At 63.7% G+C, this 19,998-nt stretch carries 14 protein-coding genes and 1 pseudogene; 14 read left to right on the top strand and 1 reads right to left on the bottom strand.

Annotated features, from left to right (window positions below; all coding sequences use genetic code 11):
* Nucleotides 1-133 precede the first annotated feature (133 nt).
* The 6 genes and pseudogenes from HWV67_RS10060 to HWV67_RS10040 all read left to right on the top strand — a co-directional run bounded on the left by HWV67_RS10060 (nt 134) and on the right by HWV67_RS10040 (nt 7,593).
* Entirely contained in the window at nt 134-2,710 is a 2,577-nt protein-coding gene (locus HWV67_RS10060; protein ID WP_175651115.1) for a TonB-dependent receptor, read from the top strand.
* A 142-nt stretch (nt 2,711-2,852) separates the two neighbouring features.
* The gene (locus tag HWV67_RS10055) at nt 2,853-3,461 is read left to right on the top strand and encodes a biliverdin-producing heme oxygenase (RefSeq protein ID WP_175651114.1); all 609 of its coding nucleotides are present in this window, start codon (nt 2,853-2,855) and stop codon (nt 3,459-3,461) included.
* Between the two features lie 58 nt (nt 3,462-3,519).
* Nucleotides 3,520-3,945 (top strand): YbaN family protein, encoded by a 426-nt coding sequence (locus HWV67_RS10050; RefSeq protein ID WP_175651113.1) that lies wholly within the window; start codon nt 3,520-3,522, stop codon nt 3,943-3,945.
* 94 nt (nt 3,946-4,039) lie between these two features.
* A pseudogene (locus HWV67_RS32075) lies at nt 4,040-5,320 on the top strand (PDC sensor domain-containing protein); the annotation flags it as partial.
* Between the two features lie 102 nt (nt 5,321-5,422).
* Nucleotides 5,423-6,178, top strand: a complete 756-nt coding sequence (locus tag HWV67_RS32070) for a methyl-accepting chemotaxis protein (protein ID WP_371929303.1) — start codon at nt 5,423-5,425, stop codon at nt 6,176-6,178.
* A 53-nt stretch (nt 6,179-6,231) separates the two neighbouring features.
* On the top strand, nt 6,232-7,593 hold the full coding sequence (locus tag HWV67_RS10040; RefSeq protein WP_175651111.1) for a CoA transferase: 1,362 nt from the start codon (nt 6,232-6,234) through the stop codon (nt 7,591-7,593).
* A gap of 93 nt (nt 7,594-7,686) precedes the next feature.
* Here HWV67_RS10040 and arcD (HWV67_RS10035) read toward each other — a convergent pair whose 3' ends face one another.
* The gene (arcD, locus tag HWV67_RS10035) at nt 7,687-9,114 is read right to left on the bottom strand and encodes an arginine-ornithine antiporter (protein WP_175651110.1); all 1,428 of its coding nucleotides are present in this window, start codon (nt 9,112-9,114) and stop codon (nt 7,687-7,689) included.
* Nucleotides 9,115-9,527: 413 nt separating this feature from the next.
* Between arcD (HWV67_RS10035) and arcD (HWV67_RS10030) the strand changes: the two genes are divergently transcribed.
* From arcD (HWV67_RS10030) to gcvP, 8 genes are all read left to right on the top strand, one after another.
* The gene (arcD, locus tag HWV67_RS10030) at nt 9,528-10,955 is read left to right on the top strand and encodes an arginine-ornithine antiporter (protein WP_175651109.1); all 1,428 of its coding nucleotides are present in this window, start codon (nt 9,528-9,530) and stop codon (nt 10,953-10,955) included.
* Nucleotides 10,956-10,987: 32 nt separating this feature from the next.
* Nucleotides 10,988-12,244, top strand: a complete 1,257-nt coding sequence (gene arcA / locus HWV67_RS10025) for an arginine deiminase (protein ID WP_095154277.1) — start codon at nt 10,988-10,990, stop codon at nt 12,242-12,244.
* 67 nt (nt 12,245-12,311) lie between these two features.
* Nucleotides 12,312-13,322, top strand: coding sequence for an ornithine carbamoyltransferase (locus HWV67_RS10020; protein WP_110968124.1), 1,011 nt, complete (start codon nt 12,312-12,314; stop codon nt 13,320-13,322).
* 118 nt (nt 13,323-13,440) lie between these two features.
* Nucleotides 13,441-14,370: a carbamate kinase gene (gene arcC / locus HWV67_RS10015; RefSeq protein ID WP_095154281.1), complete on the top strand. Its 930-nt coding sequence runs from the start codon at nt 13,441-13,443 to the stop codon at nt 14,368-14,370.
* Nucleotides 14,371-14,427: 57 nt separating this feature from the next.
* Nucleotides 14,428-14,790, top strand: a complete 363-nt coding sequence (locus tag HWV67_RS10010; protein ID WP_175651108.1) for a DUF5064 family protein — start codon at nt 14,428-14,430, stop codon at nt 14,788-14,790.
* 101 nt (nt 14,791-14,891) lie between these two features.
* Complete coding sequence (locus tag HWV67_RS10005) at nt 14,892-16,400, top strand: sigma-54-dependent transcriptional regulator (protein ID WP_095154285.1); 1,509 nt, start codon at nt 14,892-14,894, stop codon at nt 16,398-16,400.
* A 277-nt stretch (nt 16,401-16,677) separates the two neighbouring features.
* Nucleotides 16,678-17,061, top strand: coding sequence for a glycine cleavage system protein GcvH (gcvH, locus tag HWV67_RS10000; protein ID WP_175651107.1), 384 nt, complete (start codon nt 16,678-16,680; stop codon nt 17,059-17,061).
* Nucleotides 17,062-17,072: 11 nt separating this feature from the next.
* Nucleotides 17,073-19,928: an aminomethyl-transferring glycine dehydrogenase gene (gcvP, locus tag HWV67_RS09995; RefSeq protein WP_175651106.1), complete on the top strand. Its 2,856-nt coding sequence runs from the start codon at nt 17,073-17,075 to the stop codon at nt 19,926-19,928.
* The last annotated feature ends 70 nt before the right edge of the window (nt 19,929-19,998 follow it).

The following is a 19,998-nucleotide window of genomic DNA, read 5'->3' as shown; positions in this document are numbered from 1 at the left end:
CCCACACGGAACGCCACCAACCTTTTTTTACGCGATCCCCTCCCGTCATACGTCTCGTTATAGCCAATGCAACTGATTCTTATTTTTGAATCAGACGCGACCTATAACAACGCGCGACAGGGAGCGCTTTTCGATGTCTACCGGATCCACCCGTCGAGTCACCCCACGTACACCAGGCCTGCAGCGTTGCACGCTGTCCCTGTTGACCCTGGCCATGCTCGCCAGCGGCGCCTGCAGCCTGCCGGCCCTGGCCGCCGAACCGGCGCAAGCCCCGGCCCAGCGCATGGGTGACTACCGCTTCGCCATCGCCCAGCAACCACTGGTTTCGGCACTGAACGCCTTCACCGCGGTCACCGGCTGGCAGATCGGCCTGTCCGCCGAACTGGCCGAAGGCGTGGCCTCGCCAGGCGTGCAAGGCTCCCTGTCGCCCGAGCAAGCCTTGCAGCGCCTGCTGACCGGCACCGGCCTGAACTACCGCAAGCTCAGCAACAACAACGTGGTGATCGAGCGCACCCGGTCCCAGGCCATCGCCCTGCAACAGGTGACCGTCAGCGCCACCCGCAGCGCGCAGGACGTCAGCCAGGTGCCCAGCACCGTCACCGTACAGACCCGCGAACAGCTCGACCGGCAGAACGTCAACAGCATCAAGGATCTGGTGCGCTACGAACCGGGCGTGTCGGTCAGCGGCACCGGCCAGCGCAGCGGCCTGAACGGCTACAACATCCGCGGCATCGACGGCGAGCGGATCCTCACCCAGATCGACGGCGTGGCCATTCCCGACAGCTACTTCTTCGGCCCATACGCGCAAACCCAGCGCAATTACGTCGACCCGGAAATCGTCAAGCGCGTGGAAATCCTCCGCGGCCCGGCCTCGGTGCTCTACGGCAGCAACGCCATCGGCGGCGCGGTGAGCTATTTCACCCTCGACCCGGACGACATCATCAAGCCCGGCCAGGACGTCGGCGCCCGCCTGAAAACCGGCTACAGTTCGGCCGACAACAGTTGGCTCAAGTCCGGCACCGTGGCCGCCCGCCAGGGTGACTTCGACGGCTTGCTGCACCTGAGCCGTCGCGACGGTCGCGAGACCGAGTCCTACGCCGATCACGGCGGTACCGGCCTGAACCGCACCGCCGCCAACCCCGAGGACGTGCAGACCACCAACGTGCTCGCCAAGCTGGGCTGGAACTACGCCGACGACGCACGTCTGGCGCTGACCTACGAGCGCTACAAGGACGACCGCGACCTCAACCAGAAAAGCGCCGTTGGCGGCCCGTTCACCCCGAGCCCGCTGAACTTCTACCAGAACCGCACCGGCAGCGACGTGGTCACCCGCGAGCGCATCGGCATCGCCAACGAATTCGGCCTCGACAGCCTGCTGGCCGACCACGTGAAGTGGAGCCTGAACTACCAGATCGGCAAGACCGACCAGCGCACCGAAGAAATCTACCGGCCGATGGTCTACACCCTGTACCGCGATCGCAAGACCACCTACAAGGACCGGCAGTGGATCCTCGACGCCCAGTTGGACAAGGCCTTCAGCCTCGGTGAAACCGAGCACCTGCTGACATATGGCGCGACCTTCAAGCAGAACAAGGTCACCGGCTCGCGCAGCGGCACCGCCACCTGCCTGACCACCGGTTTCGGCTGCGTCGCCGGACGTCCGCTGGCGTCCAGCGCGCTGGTCGAAGTCAGCGACTTCCCGGACCCGACCGTCAACACCTACAGCGCCTTCGCCCAGGATGAAATCCGCTGGAACCAGTGGACCTTCCTGCCAGGCGTGCGCTACGACCAGACCCGCCTCAAGCCTCACGCCACCGACGAGTTCCTGCGCGGCATCGCGTCCAGCAACGAGCCGGTCAACCTGGAAGAGAAGAAATGGCACCGCGTCTCGCCCAAGTTCGGTGTGACCTATGCCTTCAACGACAACTACACTTGGTACGGCCAGTACGCCGAGGGCTTCCGCACCCCGACCGCCAAGGCGCTCTATGGCCGCTTCGAAAACCCGGGCCAGGGCTACAGCGTGCAGGGCAACCCGAACCTGGAACCGGAGAAGAGCAAGAGCTACGAAACCGGTCTGCGCGGCAACTTCGACGCGGGCAACTTCGATGTGGCGGTGTTCTATAACAAGTACCGCGATTTCATCAACGAAGACGCGGTGCAGGGCTCCGACATCAACAAGGACTTCGAAGCCAACAACATCAAGAACGCCACCATCAAGGGTGCGGAGTTCAAGGGTCGTCTGAACCTCGATCACTTCGGCGCACCTGCCGGTCTGTACACCCAGGCCTCGCTGGCGTACGCCTGGGGCAAGAACGAAGACACCGGCCAGCCGATCAACAGCGTGAACCCGCTGACCGGCGTGTTCGGCCTGGGCTACGAGCAGGAGCAGTACGGTGCATTGGTCAGCTGGACGCTGGTCAAACGCAAGAACCGGGTCGACGACCAGAGCTTCTTCGCGCCGGACGGCACCAGCAAGCAGTTCCGCAGCCCGGGCTATGGCGTGGTCGACCTGACCGGGTTCTACAAGGTCACCGACGACGTCACCGTCAACGCCGGCCTGTACAACCTGACCGACAAGAAATACTGGCAGTGGGATGACGTCCGCGGCTACGACGGCCTCGGCGAAGCTGCCGCCACCGCACCGGCCAACATGGACCGCCTGACCATGCCGGGTCGCAACTTTGCGATCAATCTGGTGTGGGATATCTGATCTGAGGTAATTCGAGGCCATACAGGCCTCATCAAGCCGGCCCCGCCAAAAACCTCACCCCGCAAAGGTGAGGTTTTTTTACTGTCGCGCGTCTCCTTGCACGTCTAGTTACAAGGCCCGCCCCATTCGCAAGGAATTCTCAATGACAGCCAACACCGAACGCGCCGCCCTGCGCTCGCAACGCCTGAACCAGGTCACCCACGCACCGCACGCCGAACTGGACGCTCTGGTCAAATCCCACGCTCCGTTCGAAACCCGCGAGAACTTCGCCCGCTTCGTGGTCGCCCAGTACCTGTTCCAGAACGAACTGAAAGCGCTGTACACCGATCCGAAACTGATCGCCATTTTCCCTGACCTGGCCGAACGCTGCCGCGCCGACGCAGCACGCCTGGACCTGGCCGACCTCGACACCGCCGTACCTGCTGATTTCCCTGGCGAGCTGCAGAACCCGAGCCTGGGCGCCGCCCTGGCCTGGCTGTTCGTCTCCGAGGGCTCCAAGCTCGGCGCTGCGTTCCTGATCAAGCGCGCCGCCGCCCTTGAGCTGTCCGACAGCTTCGGCGCACGTCACCTCGGCGAACCTGCCGGCGGCCGCGCCGAAGGCTGGAAGAGCTTCACCCGCACCCTCGACAGCCTGGAACTGAGCCCGGAAGAAGACGCCGCCGCCGAACAGGGCGCGGTCGCCGCCTTCGAGCGTTTCACCCAGTTGCTGAAACACGCTTACGCAACTGCGCCTAAAGCCGAACTGGCCTAAGTGTGCGCCGGCCATCATCATGATGGCCGGATCACCCAACCGTGCCGTCGACGAGCCCATGACCCAGCCACTCCGCTCCAAACTGTCCCGTCTGCTCTATGGCCTGCTGGCCTACGTCAGCCTGGGCATCGGCCTGATCGCCATCGTCGTGCCCGGCCTGCCCACCACCGAATTCATTCTCCTCGCCGCCTGGGCCGCCACCCGCAGCTCGCCGCGCTTGAGCGCCTGGCTGGAAAACCACCGGCTGTTCGGCCCGATCCTGCATAACTGGCGCAACGGCAAGGTGATCCAGCGCCGCGCCAAAGTCAGCGCGACCATCAGCATGCTGCTCTGCGCCACCGTGATGCTGGTGTTCCTCGAGCACCGCTGGCCGGTGTTTCTCGCCATCGGCGGCATGAGCCTGGGCAACCTGTGGATCTGGTCGCGCCCGGAATCGGTACCCGTTGACCTGAAAAACCGCTCGTCGGCGCGCGCTCACGGCTAAAGTTTCCGGGCCGATGGCCTGATACCGCTAAGAGGGACCTGGCGAATCGAACCGTCAGGCTTAAAAAAATAATTGCCCATTAGCGAGTACGTCCATGTTCGACACGCTCTCCATCCGCCTGAAAATCATCCTGCTGTCCGGGATAAGCCTGTTGGGCGTGGTCGCCCTGATCGTTGGTATCAACCTCTACCAGTCACGCCAGAACGATGCTCTGGTGGGCGAGGCCAGCAGCGCCATGCTCACCCGCAACGTCCAGGCCCTGCTGCTGGCCCGCGCCAGCGAAAAAGCCGAGCTGCTGCAACGCACCTTCAGCGACAGCCAGACGGTCGCCACCGCGCTCGCCGACCAGGTTCTCGACCTGCGGCGCCTGGGTCAGCGCCAGTCGATCCCCGCCGGTGACCTGCGCCAGGCGATCAACCAGGCATTGCGCACCACCTTCGAACGCAACCCCGAGCTGCTCGGTGTCTGGATGGCCTTCGAGCCCGATACCCTGGACGGTCGCGACAGCGAATTCGCCAACGACGAGGCCCGCCTGAGCGGCGCCAGCGGCCGCTTCGGCAGCTACTGGAGCCGGGCTCAGGGCAGCGCCCTGAACACGGTCATCGGCAACACCGAACTGAATAACACCGAGCTCACCCTCAGCGGCTCGCCGTTCAACGTCTGGTACACCTGCTCCCGCGCCAGCGGAAAACCCTGCTTGCTGGAGCCCTATGCCGACACCGTCGGCGGCAAGCTGGTGCTGATGACCAGCATCACCCTGCCGCTGCTGGAAAACGGCAAGGTCATCGGCGTGACCGGCGTCGATATCGCTCTCGAGTCGCTGCAAAGCGCTGCGGTGAAAGCCCAGCAATCGCTGTTCAATGGCGCCGGGCACCTGACCATAGCCTCGTCCAGCGGTGTGCTGGCCGCCAGCAGCAACGACGCCGCGCTGGTCAGCAAGAAGATCGAAGACGCCTTCGGTGAACACGGCAAGCAACTGTTGCAGGCGTTCGCCAGCGGCCAGCCGCAAGTGTTCGAACGCGACGCGAATGTGCGCGCCCTGTTCCCGGTGCAGCCGATCAGCGACAGCAAGCCTTGGGGCATCGTGATCGACCTGCCGCGCAACGTGCTGCTGGCCGACGCCATCAGCCTGCAGAAAACCCTCGATGAGGCCCGCACCGCCGGCACCCTGAAGGTGCTGCTGTTCGCCACCCTCGCCGGCCTCGGTGGCCTGCTGCTGATGTGGCTGACCGCTACCGGCGTGACCCGCCCGATCAATAGCGTGGCGCACATGCTCGAAGATATCGCCAGCGGCGAAGGCGACCTGACCCAGCGCCTGAACTACAGCCGTCGCGATGAACTGGGCCGTCTGACCCAGGGCTTCAACCGCTTCCTCGACAAGCTGCAACCGACCATCGCGCAGATCAAGCAAAGCATCACCCAGGCCCGCGCCACCGCCGACCAGTCTTCGGACATCGCCCGCCGTACCAGCGAAGGCATGCATGTGCAGTTCCGCGAAATCGATCAGGTGGCCACCGCGTCCAACGAGATGAGCGCCACTGCCCACGACGTTGCCAACAGCGCCTCCAGCGCCGCTGAAGCCGCCCGTGGCGCCGACCGCTCGGCCCGCGAAGGCATGGCGATCATCGAGCGCAGCACCCGCGATATCGCTCACCTGGCCGACACCGTCAGCCTGGCGGTGGGCGAAGTGGAAACCCTGGCCAGCACCAGCGAGCAGATCGGCTCGGTACTGGAAGTGATCCGCAGCATCGCCGAGCAGACCAACCTGCTGGCCCTCAACGCCGCCATCGAAGCAGCCCGCGCCGGCGAGAGCGGTCGCGGCTTTGCGGTGGTCGCCGACGAGGTGCGCAACCTGGCCAAGCGCACGCAGGATTCGGTGGAAGAAATCCGCCATGTGATCGAGCGCCTGCAAACCCACACCCGCGACGTCGTCGCGACCATGCACGCCAGCCACGAGAAGGCCCAGGAAAACGCCGGCCAGATCACCCACGCGGTGCAGGCGCTGGACCGCATCAGCGAAGCGGTGACGGTGATCAGCGATATGAACCTGCAGATCGCCAGCGCCGCCGAAGAACAGAGCGCAGTGGCCGAAGAGGTCAACCGCAACGTCTCGGCGATCCGCAGCGTGACCGAGACCCTGACCCATCAGGCCGACCAGTCGGCGCAAGTCAGCAGCCAGCTCAACAGCCTGTCGTCGCAGCAGATGAAGCTGATGGATCAGTTCAAGGTTTGACCGACGCGCCGGGATGTACTGCACTTGTCCCTTCGACTCAAGGAGGGACAACGATGCTGAACAGGCTCGGCACCATCGCCCACGACCTCGCCCTGGCGCCTCCCACGGAGGACGCCGTGCGCTTTTGCGCCGCGGGCGCCCTGCCCTCGGCCTTCGCCGTGACCGAAATCGCCGCGGTGAGCATTGCCGCGGCCGGGATCGCTATCGCCAATCTCCTGGAACAACAGACCGGCGAGCACCGCAGCGTCCAGGTGGACCGGCGCCTGAGCGCCTTCTGGTTCGCCAGCAGCCTGCGCCCGCGCGGCTGGCAGGTGCCACCGTTGTGGGACCCGATCGCCGGCGACTACCAGCCCCGCGACGGCTGGATCCGCCTGCACACCAATGCCCCGCACCATCGCGCCGTGGCCGAACGGGTGCTGGGCCCTGCCAGCGACCGCGAAGCCATGGCGCGGCAGGTGCTGGGCTGGTCGGCGGGGGAACTGGAAGACGCCATCGTCGAGTCTGGCGGCTGCGCGGCGCAGATGCGCGGTTGCCAGGACTGGTCGAACCATCCGCAGGGGCTGGCGGTAAACGCCGAGCCGCTGATCCATCGCCAGACCTTCGCCAACGACAGCCGCCGCCTCTGGACCGGCAACCCCGGTCGGCCACTGGCCGGAGTGCGCGTGCTGGACCTGACCCGCATCCTCGCCGGCCCCACCGCCACCCGCCTGCTGGCCGGTTTCGGCGCGGATGTGCTGCGTATCGACCCGCCCGGCTGGGACGAACCCGGTGTCGCCGCCGAAGTCACCCTGGGCAAACGCTGCGCGCGGTTGGACCTGCACTCGACTGCCGACCGGGCGGTGTTCGAACGGCTGCTGAGTGAGGCCGACATCCTGATTCACGGTTACCGCGCCGATGCGCTGGAGCGCCTGGGTTACGGCGACGAACAGCGACGCCGGTTGAACCCCGGCCTGATCGACGTCAGCCTCAACGCCTACGGCTGGACCGGGCCCTGGCGGTTGCGCCGGGGTTTCGACAGCCTGGTGCAGATGAGCACCGGCATTGCCCGCGAAGGCATGCGCTGGCAGCAGGCAAGTCGCCCGGTGCCGCTACCGGTGCAGGCGCTGGATCATGCCACCGGCTACCTGATGGCGGCTGCGGCGATTCGCGGCCTGAGCGAGCGTCTGGCCAGCGGAGCGGGCAGCCAGGCGCGGCTGTCGCTGGCGCGGACGGCAAAATGGCTGGTGGAACAGGGGACGGTGTCGGCGGATTTGCCGTTGGCGGCGGAGACGGTGGATGACCTCGATGCCTGGCCGGAGCAAACCGCCTGGGGGCCGGCGCGGCGGCTCAAGCCGCCATTGTTGGTGACAGGTGCACCGCTGAAGTGGGATCGGCCAGCCTCGGGGTTGGGATCGGCGACGGCTACCTGGCTTTAGGCCCTATCGCTGGCATGGGTATCTACACATCTTGCCTGCGAGATGTGTAGATACCCATGCCAGCGATGAGGCCTGAGAGAGCAACAAAAATACCTACAGACTCAACACCCCGCTATACAACCCAAACGCCGCCAACCCCGCCCCCGCCAGCACCGCCGCAAAGATCAGCTTCTCCCACCGGGTAAACAGCGGCTGCCCCTGCTCTTTCTTGGCCCTGGCGAACAGGATCACCCCCGGCGCATACAACAGCGCCGACAGCAGCAGGTATTTCAGCCCGCCGGCATACAGCAGCCACACCGCATACAACAGAGCCACCAGGCCCACCGCCAGATCCTTGCGCCGCGCGCCGGCGAATCCTTCGTACGTTTCGCCCCGCAGCGCCAGCAGCACGGCGTAGGCCGCCGACCACAGGTATGGCACCAGGATCATCGACGAGGCGAGGTAGATCAGGCTGGTGTAGGTCCCGGCAGAGAACAGGGTGATCAACAAGAACACCTGAATCATGCAGTTGGTCAGCCACAACGCATTGGCCGGCACCTGGTTGGCGTTCTCCTTGGTGAGGAAGCGCGGCATGGTCTTGTCCCGCGCCGTGGCAAACAGGATCTCGGCACAGAGCAAGGCCCACGACAACAATGCCCCCAGCAGCGACACCGCCAGCCCCAGGCTGATCAGCAACGCGCCCCATGGCCCGACGATATGTTCCAGCACCGAGGCCAGCGACGGGTTGTGCAGCGCCGCCAGTTCCGGCTGGGTCATCACCCCCAGCGACAGCACGTTGACCAGCACCAGCAAGGCCAGCACGCCGAGAAAACCGATCACCGTGGCCTTGCCGACGTCCGAGCGTTTCTGCGCCCGGCCTGAATAGATACTCGCGCCCTCGATGCCGATGAACACGAACACCGTCACCAGCATCATGTTGCGCACCTGGTCCAGCACGCCGCCAAAACTCGGGTTGCTCAGGCCCCAGATGTCGCGGGTGAAGATGTCCATGCGAAACGCCACGGCGGCAATGATGATGAACAGGATCAGCGGCACGACCTTGGCCACCGTGGTGACCTGGTTGATGAACGCCGCCTCCTTGATCCCGCGCAGCACCAGGAAATGCACCGACCACAGCAGCAGCGAAGCGCAGCCGATGGCCAACGGTGTGTTGCCTTCGCCAAAGGCCGGGAAGTACAGGCCGAGGGTGCTGAACAGCAGCACGAAGTAACCGACGTTGCCCAGCCAGGCGCTGATCCAGTACCCCCACGCCGACGAAAAGCCCATGTAGTCGCCGAAGCCGGCCTTGGCATAGGCATAGACCCCGGAGTCGAGTTCCGGCTTGCGGTTGGCCAGGCTCTGGAACACGAACGCCAGCGCCAGCATGCCGATCGCGGTGATGCCCCAGCCGATCAGCACCGCGCCAACATCGGCACGTGCAGCCATGTTCTGCGGCAGGGAAAAGATCCCGCCACCAATCATCGACCCCACCACCAATGCCACAAGTGCACCCAAGCGCAACTTTTGTCCCGGTTCGGACATTTAAATCCCCTATTTTTTCGTAGTTTTCCAGCAAATAAGCCTGTACATATTTTTTTACTAACTTGTGGTTATAAGCAAACTAATTTAATAACCCTTACCTCTAAAGAACGCACACTTATCGGAGAGTTTTGTGCACTAATTCCGCTTCATCAAGTAAATAAGATTTTTTCTCGCTAAAAGGTTGCGAATTCATGGAAAGGGGCTAGTTTCAACTCTCGCGAGCCGACCGAGCGATCACTCTATATTCGCAGAGACGGCGTAGCACAAGGCTTCCGGGAAGATGACGGCATCTATCGGTGGCTCTTTCAGTCATTCACCAACAATGGAATGTACCAATGAACTGACCTGAGTCAGCATCCGATTCGAACAAGCGTTTTATTGTTGAGCCTCTCTCTTCTGAAATGGAGCAAACCATGTCAGACACTCCCGGAAAACTTCGACTTGGCGCGCTGGTCGCGCTTGTAGTCGGCTCCATGATTGGTGGCGGGATTTTCTCATTACCGCAAAACATGGCCGCCAGTGCCGACGTCGGCGCCGTATTGATTGGCTGGGGCATTACTGCCATCGGCATGTTGACCCTCGCCTTCGTCTTCCAGACCCTGGCCAACCGCAAACCCGACCTGGATGGCGGGGTGTATGCCTACGCCAAAGCCGGTTTCGGCGACTACATGGGCTTCTCGTCAGCCTGGGGTTACTGGATCAGCGCCTGGCTGGGTAACGTCGGTTACTTCGTGCTGCTGTTCAGTACCCTCGGCTACTTCTTCCCGATCTTCGGCGAGGGCAACACCCCGGCGGCCATCGTCGGTGCCTCCGTGCTGCTCTGGGCCGTGCACTTCCTGGTGCTGCGCGGGATCAAGGAGGCGGCGTTCATCAACCTGGTGACCACCATCGCCAAGGTCGTGCCGCTGGCGCTGTTCATCCTCATCGCGCTGTTCGCCTTCAAGCTGGACATCTTCACCGCTGACATCTGGGGCACCATGAACCCGGACCTGGGCAGCGTGATGAATCAGGTGCGCAACATGATGCTGGTCACCGTGTGGGTGTTCATCGGCATCGAAGGCGCGAGCATCTTCTCGGCACGGGCGGAAAAACGCTCCGACGTGGGCAAGGCCACCGTCATCGGTTTCATCACTGTGCTGCTGTTCCTGGTGCTGGTGAACGTGCTGTCGCTGGGCATCATGACTCAGCCCGAACTGGCCAAACTGCAGAACCCGTCGATGGCCGCCGTGCTTGAGCACGTGGTCGGTCACTGGGGCGCGGTGCTGATCAGCGTCGGCTTGATCATCTCGCTGCTCGGGGCCCTGCTGTCGTGGGTGCTGCTGTGCGCGGAGATCATGTTCGCCGCCGCCAAAGACCACACCATGCCGGAGTTCCTGCGCCGCGAAAACGCCAACCACGTGCCGGCCAATGCCCTGTGGCTGACCAACGCCATGGTGCAGATCTTCCTGGTCATCACCCTGTTCTCGGCCAGTACTTACCTGTCGCTGATCTACCTCGCCACCTCGATGATCCTGGTGCCTTACCTGTGGTCAGCGGCTTATGCGGTACTGCTGGCGGTGCGTAGCGAGACTTACGAAAACGCCCTGGCCGAACGCAAGAAAGACCTGATCATCGGCGGCATCGCACTCATCTACGCGATCTGGCTGCTGTACGCCGGTGGCGTCAAATACCTGCTGCTCTCGGCCCTGCTCTATGCCCCTGGCGTGATCCTGTTCGCCAAGGCCAAGCGCGAGATCGGCCAACCGATTTTTACCAACGTGGAGAAATTGATCTTCGCCGCTGTGATCGCTGGCGCCCTGGTGGCGGCCTACGGTCTCTATGACGGCTTCCTGACTCTGTAACCCCCGTATTCGCAATTTGGAGGAAAGAAACCATGTCCACGGAAAAAGTTAAGTACGGTGTCCATTCCGAAGCCGGCAAACTACGCAAAGTGATGGTTTGCTCCCCAGGCCTGGCGCATCAGCGCCTGACGCCGAGCAACTGCGACGACCTGTTGTTCGACGACGTCATCTGGGTCAACCAGGCCAAGCGCGACCACTTCGATTTCGTCACCAAGATGCGTGAGCGCGGTGTCGAAGTGCTGGAAATGCACAACCTGCTGACTGAAACCATTCAGAACCCCGAAGCACTGAAGTGGATTCTGGACCGCAAGATCACCCCTGACACCGTCGGTGTCGGCCTGACCAACGAAGTGCGTAGCTGGCTGGAAGGCCTGGAACCACGCCGCCTTGCCGAGTTCCTGATCGGTGGCGTCGCCGGTGAAGACCTGCCGGAAAGCGAAGGCGCCAGCGTCATCAAGATGTACCGCGACTACCTGGGCCACTCCAGCTTCCTGCTGCCGCCGCTGCCCAACACCCAGTTCACTCGCGACACCACTTGCTGGATCTACGGCGGCGTAACGCTCAACCCGATGTACTGGCCAGCGCGACGTCAGGAAACCCTGCTGACCAGCGCCATCTACAAATTCCACCCCGAGTTCGTCAACGCCGACTTCGAAATCTGGTACGGCGACCCGGATAAAGACCACGGTCAGGCCACCCTGGAAGGCGGCGACGTCATGCCGATCGGCAATGGCGTGGTGTTGATCGGCATGGGCGAGCGCACCTCGCGCCAGGCCATCGGCCAACTCGCACAATCCCTGTTCGCCAAGGGCGCGGTAGAGAAAGTCGTGGTCGCCGGGCTGCCGAAATCCCGCGCGGCGATGCACCTGGACACCGTGTTCAGCTTCTGCGACCGCGACCTGGTCACGGTCTTCCCGGAAGTGGTCAAGGAAATCGTGCCGTTCGTCATTCGCCAGGACGCCAGCAAGCCTTACGGCCTGGACGTGCGCCGCGAGCACAAGTCGTTCATCGAAGTGGTTGCCGAGTCCCTCAACCTGAAAGAGCTGCGCGTCGTCGAAACCGGCGGCAACAGCTTTGCCGCCGAACGCGAGCAATGGGATGACGGCAACAACGTGGTGGCCTTGGAGCCCGGCGTGGTCATCGGCTACGACCGCAACACCTACACCAACACTCTGCTGCGCAAGGCCGGCATCGAAGTCATCACCATCAGCGCCGGCGAACTGGGCCGTGGCCGCGGCGGCGGTCACTGCATGACCTGCCCGATCGTCCGCGACCCTATCGACTACTAACGCCCATCACCCTGGCCGCGCCTACCCGGCACGGCCAGGTCGATCACCGAATCCAAGGAGAATCATCATGGCGTTCAACATCCACAACCGTAACCTGCTGAGTCTGGAACACCACACGCCTCGCGAGTTGCGCTACCTGCTCGACCTGTCCCGCGATCTCAAACGCGCCAAGTACACCGGCACCGAGCAGCAACACCTGAAAGGCAACAACATTGCGCTGATCTTCGAGAAAACCTCGACCCGCACCCGTTGCGCCTTCGAAGTGGCCGCCTATGACCAGGGCGCCAACGTCACCTACATCGACCCCAACTCTTCGCAGATCGGCCACAAGGAGAGCATGAAGGACACCGCCCGCGTGCTCGGGCGCATGTACGACGCCATCGAGTACCGTGGCTTCAAGCAGGAGATTGTCGAAGAGCTGGCCAAGTTCGCCGGTGTACCGGTGTTCAACGGCCTGACCGACGAATACCACCCGACCCAGATGATCGCCGACGTGCTGACCATGCGTGAACACGCCGACAAGCCGATCCACGAGATCAGCTACGCCTACCTGGGCGACGCCCGCAACAACATGGGCAACTCGCTGCTGCTGATCGGCGCCAAGCTCGGCATGGACGTGCGCATCTCCGCGCCGAAGGCCCTGTGGCCCCACGACGATCTAGTCGAGCGCTGCAAGAAATACGCGGAAGAAAGCGGTGCTCGCATCACCCTGACCGAAGACCCGAAAGCGGCGGTCAAGGGTGTGGACTTCGTGCACACCGACGTCTGGGTTTCGATGGGCGAGCCGGTTGAAGCCTGGGGCGAACGCATCCAGCAACTGCTGCCGTACCAGGTCAACGCCGAGCTGATGAAAGCCACCGGCAATCCACGCGCCAAGTTCATGCACTGCCTGCCGGCGTTCCACAACTCCGACACCAAGGTCGGCAAACAGATTGCCGAGCAGTATCCGCACCTGGCCAACGGCATCGAAGTCACCGACGACGTGTTCGAATCGCCGGCCTGCATCGCCTTCGAGCAAGCGGAAAACCGCATGCATACGATCAAGGCGATCCTGGTTTCGACTCTGGCTGACCTGTAAACAGCAATCGCGACGGTTCGGCGCCCCGACAAGCTCGCTCCTACAGGGATCGACACACACAGCCCCCGGTAGGAGCGAGCTTGCTCGCGAAGGACCCCAGAGAAAAAGGACACACATCATGCGCATCGTTGTTGCACTAGGCGGAAACGCGCTGCTGCGTCGTGGCGAACCCATGACGGCCGACAATCAGCGCGCCAATATCCGCATCGCCACCGAACAGATCGCCAAGATCCATCCCGGCAACCAACTGGTCATCGCCCACGGCAACGGCCCGCAAGTGGGCCTGCTGTCGTTGCAGGCGGCAGCCTACACCTCGGTCACGCCCTACCCGCTGGACGTCCTCGGCGCTGAAACCGAAGGCATGATCGGCTACATGATCGAACAGGAACTGGGCAACCTGCTGGACTTCGAAGTGCCCTTCGCCACCCTGCTCACCCAGGTCGAAGTGGACGCCAAGGACCCCGCCTTCCAGAACCCCACCAAGCCCATCGGCCCGGTCTACAGCAAGGAAGACGCCGAGCGCCTGGCAAAGGAAAAAGGCTGGGCCATCGCCCCCGACGGCGACAAGTACCGTCGCGTGGTCGCCAGCCCGAAACCCAAACGCATCTTCGAGATCCGCCCGATCAAATGGCTGCTGGAAAAGAGCAGTATCGTGATCTGTGCCGGTGGCGGCGGCATTCCGACCATGTATGGTGCGGACGGCAAGCTGCAGGGCATCGAAGCGGTGATCGACAAGGACTTGTGCTCGGCGCTGCTGGCCGAGCAACTGGAAGCCGATCTGCTGGTGATCGCCACCGACGTCAACGCTGCCTACATCGACTTCAACAAGCCGACGCAGAAAGCCATCGCCCAGGCCCACCCAGATGAACTGGAACGCCTGGGCTTCGCCGCCGGGTCCATGGGCCCGAAAGTCCAGGCCGCTTGCGATTTCGCCCGTCACACAGGCAAAGTCGCGGTGATCGGCTCGCTGAGCGATATCGAAGATATCGTCAAAGGCAAAGCCGGTACCCGGGTCAGTACGGCCTCGCCAGGCATCAGCTATCGTTGAAGCTCCGGGCGGGCCTGCTGACGGGCCCGCCTGTTTCAACTGTTCAAGGAGCCTGTCATGGCACAATTCGAACCTGGTCATCTGCACATCGAACGAAAAGCGCTGACCAAGGATGACTACAGCTACAACTACTGCGTCGATTACGAAGCGGTTCAAGACCCCAAGGAAGGCAAAAGCATCGCTTTTCGGCTGCACGGCATCATCCAGGACAAGACGGTGGACGAGACCTTCTCCGTCAACAAGAACAACTGGTACAACTTCGCCGGCATCATCGAAGACATCGCCCATAAACACGGCATTCCGGTGAAAGGCATCGTCACCTCGGTACACAAAACCCATTACGACGCGATGTTCGAAGACATCCGCGACAAGCTCGGCGTAAGGTCCGGCGACCCGATCAACCCTGATTCCCTCGCCTGATTCTCCCTGTGGGGCTGGCTGGCCAGTTCCCACCCTGCTCGTGCCAGCCGGTTGAATAACAGGGCATAATCGCTGCTTTCCAGCCGAACCTCGCCCTCCTCATGCGCATCCACGTCAGCTTCATCGACCGCGTCGGCATCACCCAGGAAGTCCTCGCCCTGCTCGGTGCCCGCCATCTCAACCTGGATGCCGTGGAGATGGTGCCGCCGAACGTCTATATCGACGCGCCGACCCTCAGCCCCGCCGTTCTCGAAGAACTCCACGATGCCCTGCTCAACGTCCATGGCGTGCAGACCGTGCGCGTGGTCGACATCCTGCCGGGCCAGCGCCGTCACCTGCAGCTCGATGCGCTGCTGGCGGCCATGAGTGATCCGGTGCTGACGCTGGACAGCGCCGGCCACATCCTGCTCGCCAACCCGGCGCTGATCGCACTGTGCGGCCAGGAACCGGCCGGACGCTCCATCGCCGAGCTGTTCGACGCGCCGGGGCTGCTCGACACCCTGATCGAACAGGGTTTCCACCTGCCCATGCGCGAAGTGACGCTCAACGGCCAGACCCTGCTGCTGGACGCCACACCAATCACCGATGCCGGCGCCCTGGTCACCCTGTACCCGCCCAACCGCATCGGCGAACGCCTGTCGGCCCTGCACCACGACCACGCCGAAGGCTTCGACGCCCTGCTCGGTGACTCGCCGCCCATCCGCACCCTCAAGACCCGCGCCCTGCGTGTCGCCGCCCTCGATGCGCCGTTGCTGATCCACGGTGAAACCGGCACCGGCAAGGAACTGGTGGCTCGCGCCTGCCACGCCATCAGCAGCCGTCATGCGGCGCCGTTTCTCGCACTGAACTGCGCGGCCCTGCCGGAGAACCTCGCCGAAAGCGAACTGTTCGGCTACGCCCCCGGCGCCTTCACCGGCGCCCAACGCGGCGGCAAGCCGGGGCTGATGGAGCTGGCCAACCAGGGCACGGTATTTCTCGACGAAATCGGCGAGATGTCGCCGTACCTGCAGGCCAAACTGCTGCGTTTTCTCAGCGACGGCAGTTTTCGCCGGGTCGGCGGCGACCGCGAGGTCCGCGTCAACGTGCGCATCCTCAGCGCCACCCACCGCAACCTGGAAAAGATGGTCGGCGAAGGCACCTTCCGCGAAGACCTGTTCTACCGCCTCAACGTGCTCAACCTCGAAGTCCCGCCGCTGCGCGAACGCGGCCAGGACATCCTGCTGCTGGCCCGCTACTTCATGCAGCAGGCCTGCACGCAGATCCAGCGCCCGCTTTGCCGGCTGGCCCCGACCACCTACCCGGCGCTGCTGGGCAACCGCTGGCCGGGTAACGTGCGGCAACTGCAGAACGTGATCTTCCGCGCCGCCGCCATCAGCGAAAACAGCCTGGTGGACATCGGCGACCTGGATATCGCCGGCACCGCGGTGGCCCGCGAACACGACGGCGAAGTCGCCAGCCTGGAACAGGCGGTGGAAGACTTCGAACGCAACCTGCTGGAAAAGCTCTACGCCAGCTACCCCTCGACGCGCCAACTGGCCAGCCGCCTGCAAACCTCCCACACCGCCATCGCCCACCGCCTGCGCAAGTACGGAATCTCCGGCAAAGCCTGAGTTCGTATCGAAAACGCTACAGCGGAACGAATTCGCTACAAATGGTCATAACCACGCCACCGCAAGGGTTTGATCCCGTTCGGCTTTTTTCCGGCAAAAGCCCCGTAGCGATTTCGTTACACATCACGTTGAAAACGGTCAATTAAATCCATTCAAATCGTTGATTTTATTGGCTTTTTTAATAATGGCCGCAAACTTGCTAAGGAAACTCCAGCCAGAGCCCGCACAGCGGGCCATCACCGCATCCGGCCGCGGCAGCGGCCTCCGAGGAGTTTCCATGAGCGAGTTGCGTTTTACCGAAGATCACGAATGGCTGCGTGCCGAAGCTGACGGCAGCGTCACCGTGGGCATCACCGCCTTCGCCCAGAACGCGCTGGGTGACGTGGTCTATGTGCAACTGCCGGAACTGCAGCACTACGCCAAGGGCGCCGAAGCCTCCACCGTGGAATCGGTGAAAGCCGCCAGCGGCGTGTACATGCCACTGGACGGCGAAGTGGTCGCGGTCAACGAACTGCTGCAAGACAGCCCGGAACTGGTCAACGAAGACCCGCTGGGCGAAGGCTGGTTCTTCCGCTTCATCCCGGCCGACGCCGGCGCCATCGCGCAACTGCTCGACCAGGACGCCTACGACCGCCTGCTCAACGCCAACGCCGACGCCTGAGGAAATCCGCCATGACCATCAACCTCGGCACCGCCAACGAATTCATCGCCCGCCACATCGGCCCGCGCCAGGCCGATGAACAGCACATGCTCGCCACCCTCGGCTTCGACTCGCTGGACGCCATGAGCGCCGCAGTCATCCCCGACAGCATCAAGGGCACCAGCGTGCTGGAACTGGGCGAAGGGCAAAGCGAGGCCGACGCCCTCGCCGCACTGAAAGCCATCGCCGGCCAGAACCAACTGTTCAAGAGCTACATCGGCCAGGGCTACTACAACTGCCACACCCCGGCCCCGATCCTGCGCAACCTGCTGGAAAACCCGGCCTGGTACACCGCCTACACCCCGTACCAGCCTGAGATTTCCCAAGGCCGTCTGGAAGCGCTGCTGAACTTCCAGACCCTGATCAGCGACCTCACCGGCCTGCCGATCGCCAACGCCTCGCTGCTCGACGAAGCCACCGCCGCCGCCGAAGCCATGACCTTCTGCAAGCGCCTGAGCAAGAACAAGAGCAGCCACGCCTTCTTCGCCTCCGTGCATTGCCATCCGCAGACCCTCGACGTCCTGCGCACCCGCGCCGAGCCATTGGGCATCGAAGTGGTGGTGGGCGACGAACGCGAACTGACCGACGTCAGCCGCTTCTTCGGCGCCGTGCTGCAATACCCGGCGAGCAACGGTGAAGTCTTCGATTACCGCGAGCTGGTGGAACGCTTCCACGCCGCCAACGCCCTGGTCGCGGTCGCCGCCGACCTGCTGGCCCTGACCCTGCTGACCCCGCCGGGTGAATTCGGCGCCGACGTCGCCATCGGCAGCGCCCAGCGCTTCGGTGTTCCGCTGGGCTTCGGTGGCCCACACGCCGCCTACTTCTCCACCCGCGATGCGTTCAAGCGCGACATGCCGGGCCGTCTGGTCGGCGTGTCCATCGACCGCTTCGGCAAGACCGCCTTGCGCCTGGCCATGCAGACCCGCGAGCAACATATCCGCCGCGAGAAAGCCACCAGCAACATCTGCACCGCACAAGTGCTGCTGGCCAACATCGCCAGCATGTACGCCGTCTACCACGGCCCACAGGGCCTGAAGCAGATCGCCGCGCGCACCCACCACCTGACCGCGATCCTCAAGGCCGGTCTGTCCGCCCTGGGCGTCACCGTCGAGACCGGCAGCTTCTTCGACACCCTGACCCTGGCCGCCGGCAGCGCCACCGCCGACCTGCACCAACAGGCCAGCGCGCAAGGCGTCAACCTGCGCCAGATCGACAGCACCCGCCTCGGCCTGTCGCTGGACGAAACCAGCGGCCAGGCTGACGTTGAAGCCCTGTGGGCACTGTTCGCCAACGGCCAGGCCGTCCCGGACTTCGCCGCGCTCGCCGCCAGCACCGCCGCGCAACTGCCGGCCGGCCTGCTGCGCCAATCGGCGATCCTCGAGCACCCGGTGTTCAACCGCTACCACAGCGAAACCGAGCTGATGCGCTACCTGCGCAAACTGGCCGACAAGGACCTGGCGCTGGACCGCACCATGATCCCGCTGGGCTCCTGCACCATGAAGCTCAACGCCGCCAGCGAAATGATCCCGGTGACCTGGGCCGAGTTCGGCAACCTGCACCCGTTCGCCCCCGCCGCGCAAAGCCAGGGCTATCTGCAACTGACCTCGGAACTGGAAGCGATGCTCTGCGCCGCCACCGGCTACGACGCCGTGTCGCTGCAGCCGAACGCCGGTTCCCAGGGTGAGTACGCCGGCCTGCTGGCCATCCGCGCCTACCACCAGAGCCGTGGCGATGACCGCCGCGACATCTGCCTGATCCCGTCCTCGGCCCACGGCACCAACCCGGCCACCGCCCACATGGCCGGCATGCGCGTGGTGGTGACCGCCTGCGACGCCCGCGGCAACGTCGACATCGACGACCTGCGCGCCAAGGCCCTGGAGCACCGCGAAAACCTCGCCGCACTGATGATCACCTACCCGTCGACCCACGGCGTGTTCGAAGAAGCCATCGGCGAAATCTGCGCGATCATTCATGACAACGGCGGCCAGGTGTACATCGACGGCGCCAACATGAACGCCATGGTCGGCCTCTGTGCACCAGGCAAGTTCGGCGGCGACGTCTCGCACCTGAACCTGCACAAGACCTTCTGCATTCCGCACGGCGGTGGCGGCCCGGGCGTCGGCCCGATCGGCGTCAAGTCGCACCTGGCACCGTTCCTGCCGGGTCACGCACACATGGAAAACAAGCAGGGCGCGGTCTGCGCGGCGCCGTTCGGCAGCGCCAGCATCCTGCCGATCACCTGGATGTACATCCGCATGATGGGTGGCGCCGGCCTGAAGCGCGCTTCGCAGATGGCGATCCTCAACGCCAACTACATCGCCCGTCGCCTGGAAGAGCACTATCCTGTGTTGTACACCGGCAGCAACGGACTGGTGGCTCACGAATGCATTCTCGACCTGCGCCCGCTGAAGGAAACCAGCGGCATCAGCGTCGATGACGTGGCCAAGCGCCTGATCGACTTCGGCTTCCACGCCCCGACCATGTCCTTCCCGGTCGCCGGCACGCTGATGATCGAACCGACCGAAAGCGAGTCCAAAGAAGAACTGGATCGTTTCTGTGAAGCGATGATCCGCATCCGCGAAGAAATCCGCGCGGTGGAAAACGGCAGCCTGGACAAGGACGACAACCCGCTGAAAAACGCCCCGCACACCGCCGCCGAACTGGCCGGTGAATGGCCACACGGCTACAGCCGCGAACAGGCGGTGTACCCGCTGCCGTCGCTGGTGGAAGGCAAGTACTGGCCGCCGGTGGGTCGTGTGGACAACGTCTTCGGTGACCGCAACCTGGTTTGCGCGTGTCCGTCGATCGAGAGCTATCAGGACGCCTGAGTCCACTCGCAGGTCTTATCGCCGCGGTTTGGCGATAAGACCCACATCACTCCCCCTGGAGGATCCGGCC

Source organism: Pseudomonas sp. Marseille-P9899 (genome assembly GCF_903166565.1).
Taxonomy (GTDB): domain Bacteria; phylum Pseudomonadota; class Gammaproteobacteria; order Pseudomonadales; family Pseudomonadaceae; genus Aquipseudomonas; species Aquipseudomonas huaxiensis.
The sequence above is the reverse complement of the archived record's forward strand: the minus strand, read 5'-3'. Positions and strand labels throughout refer to the sequence as shown.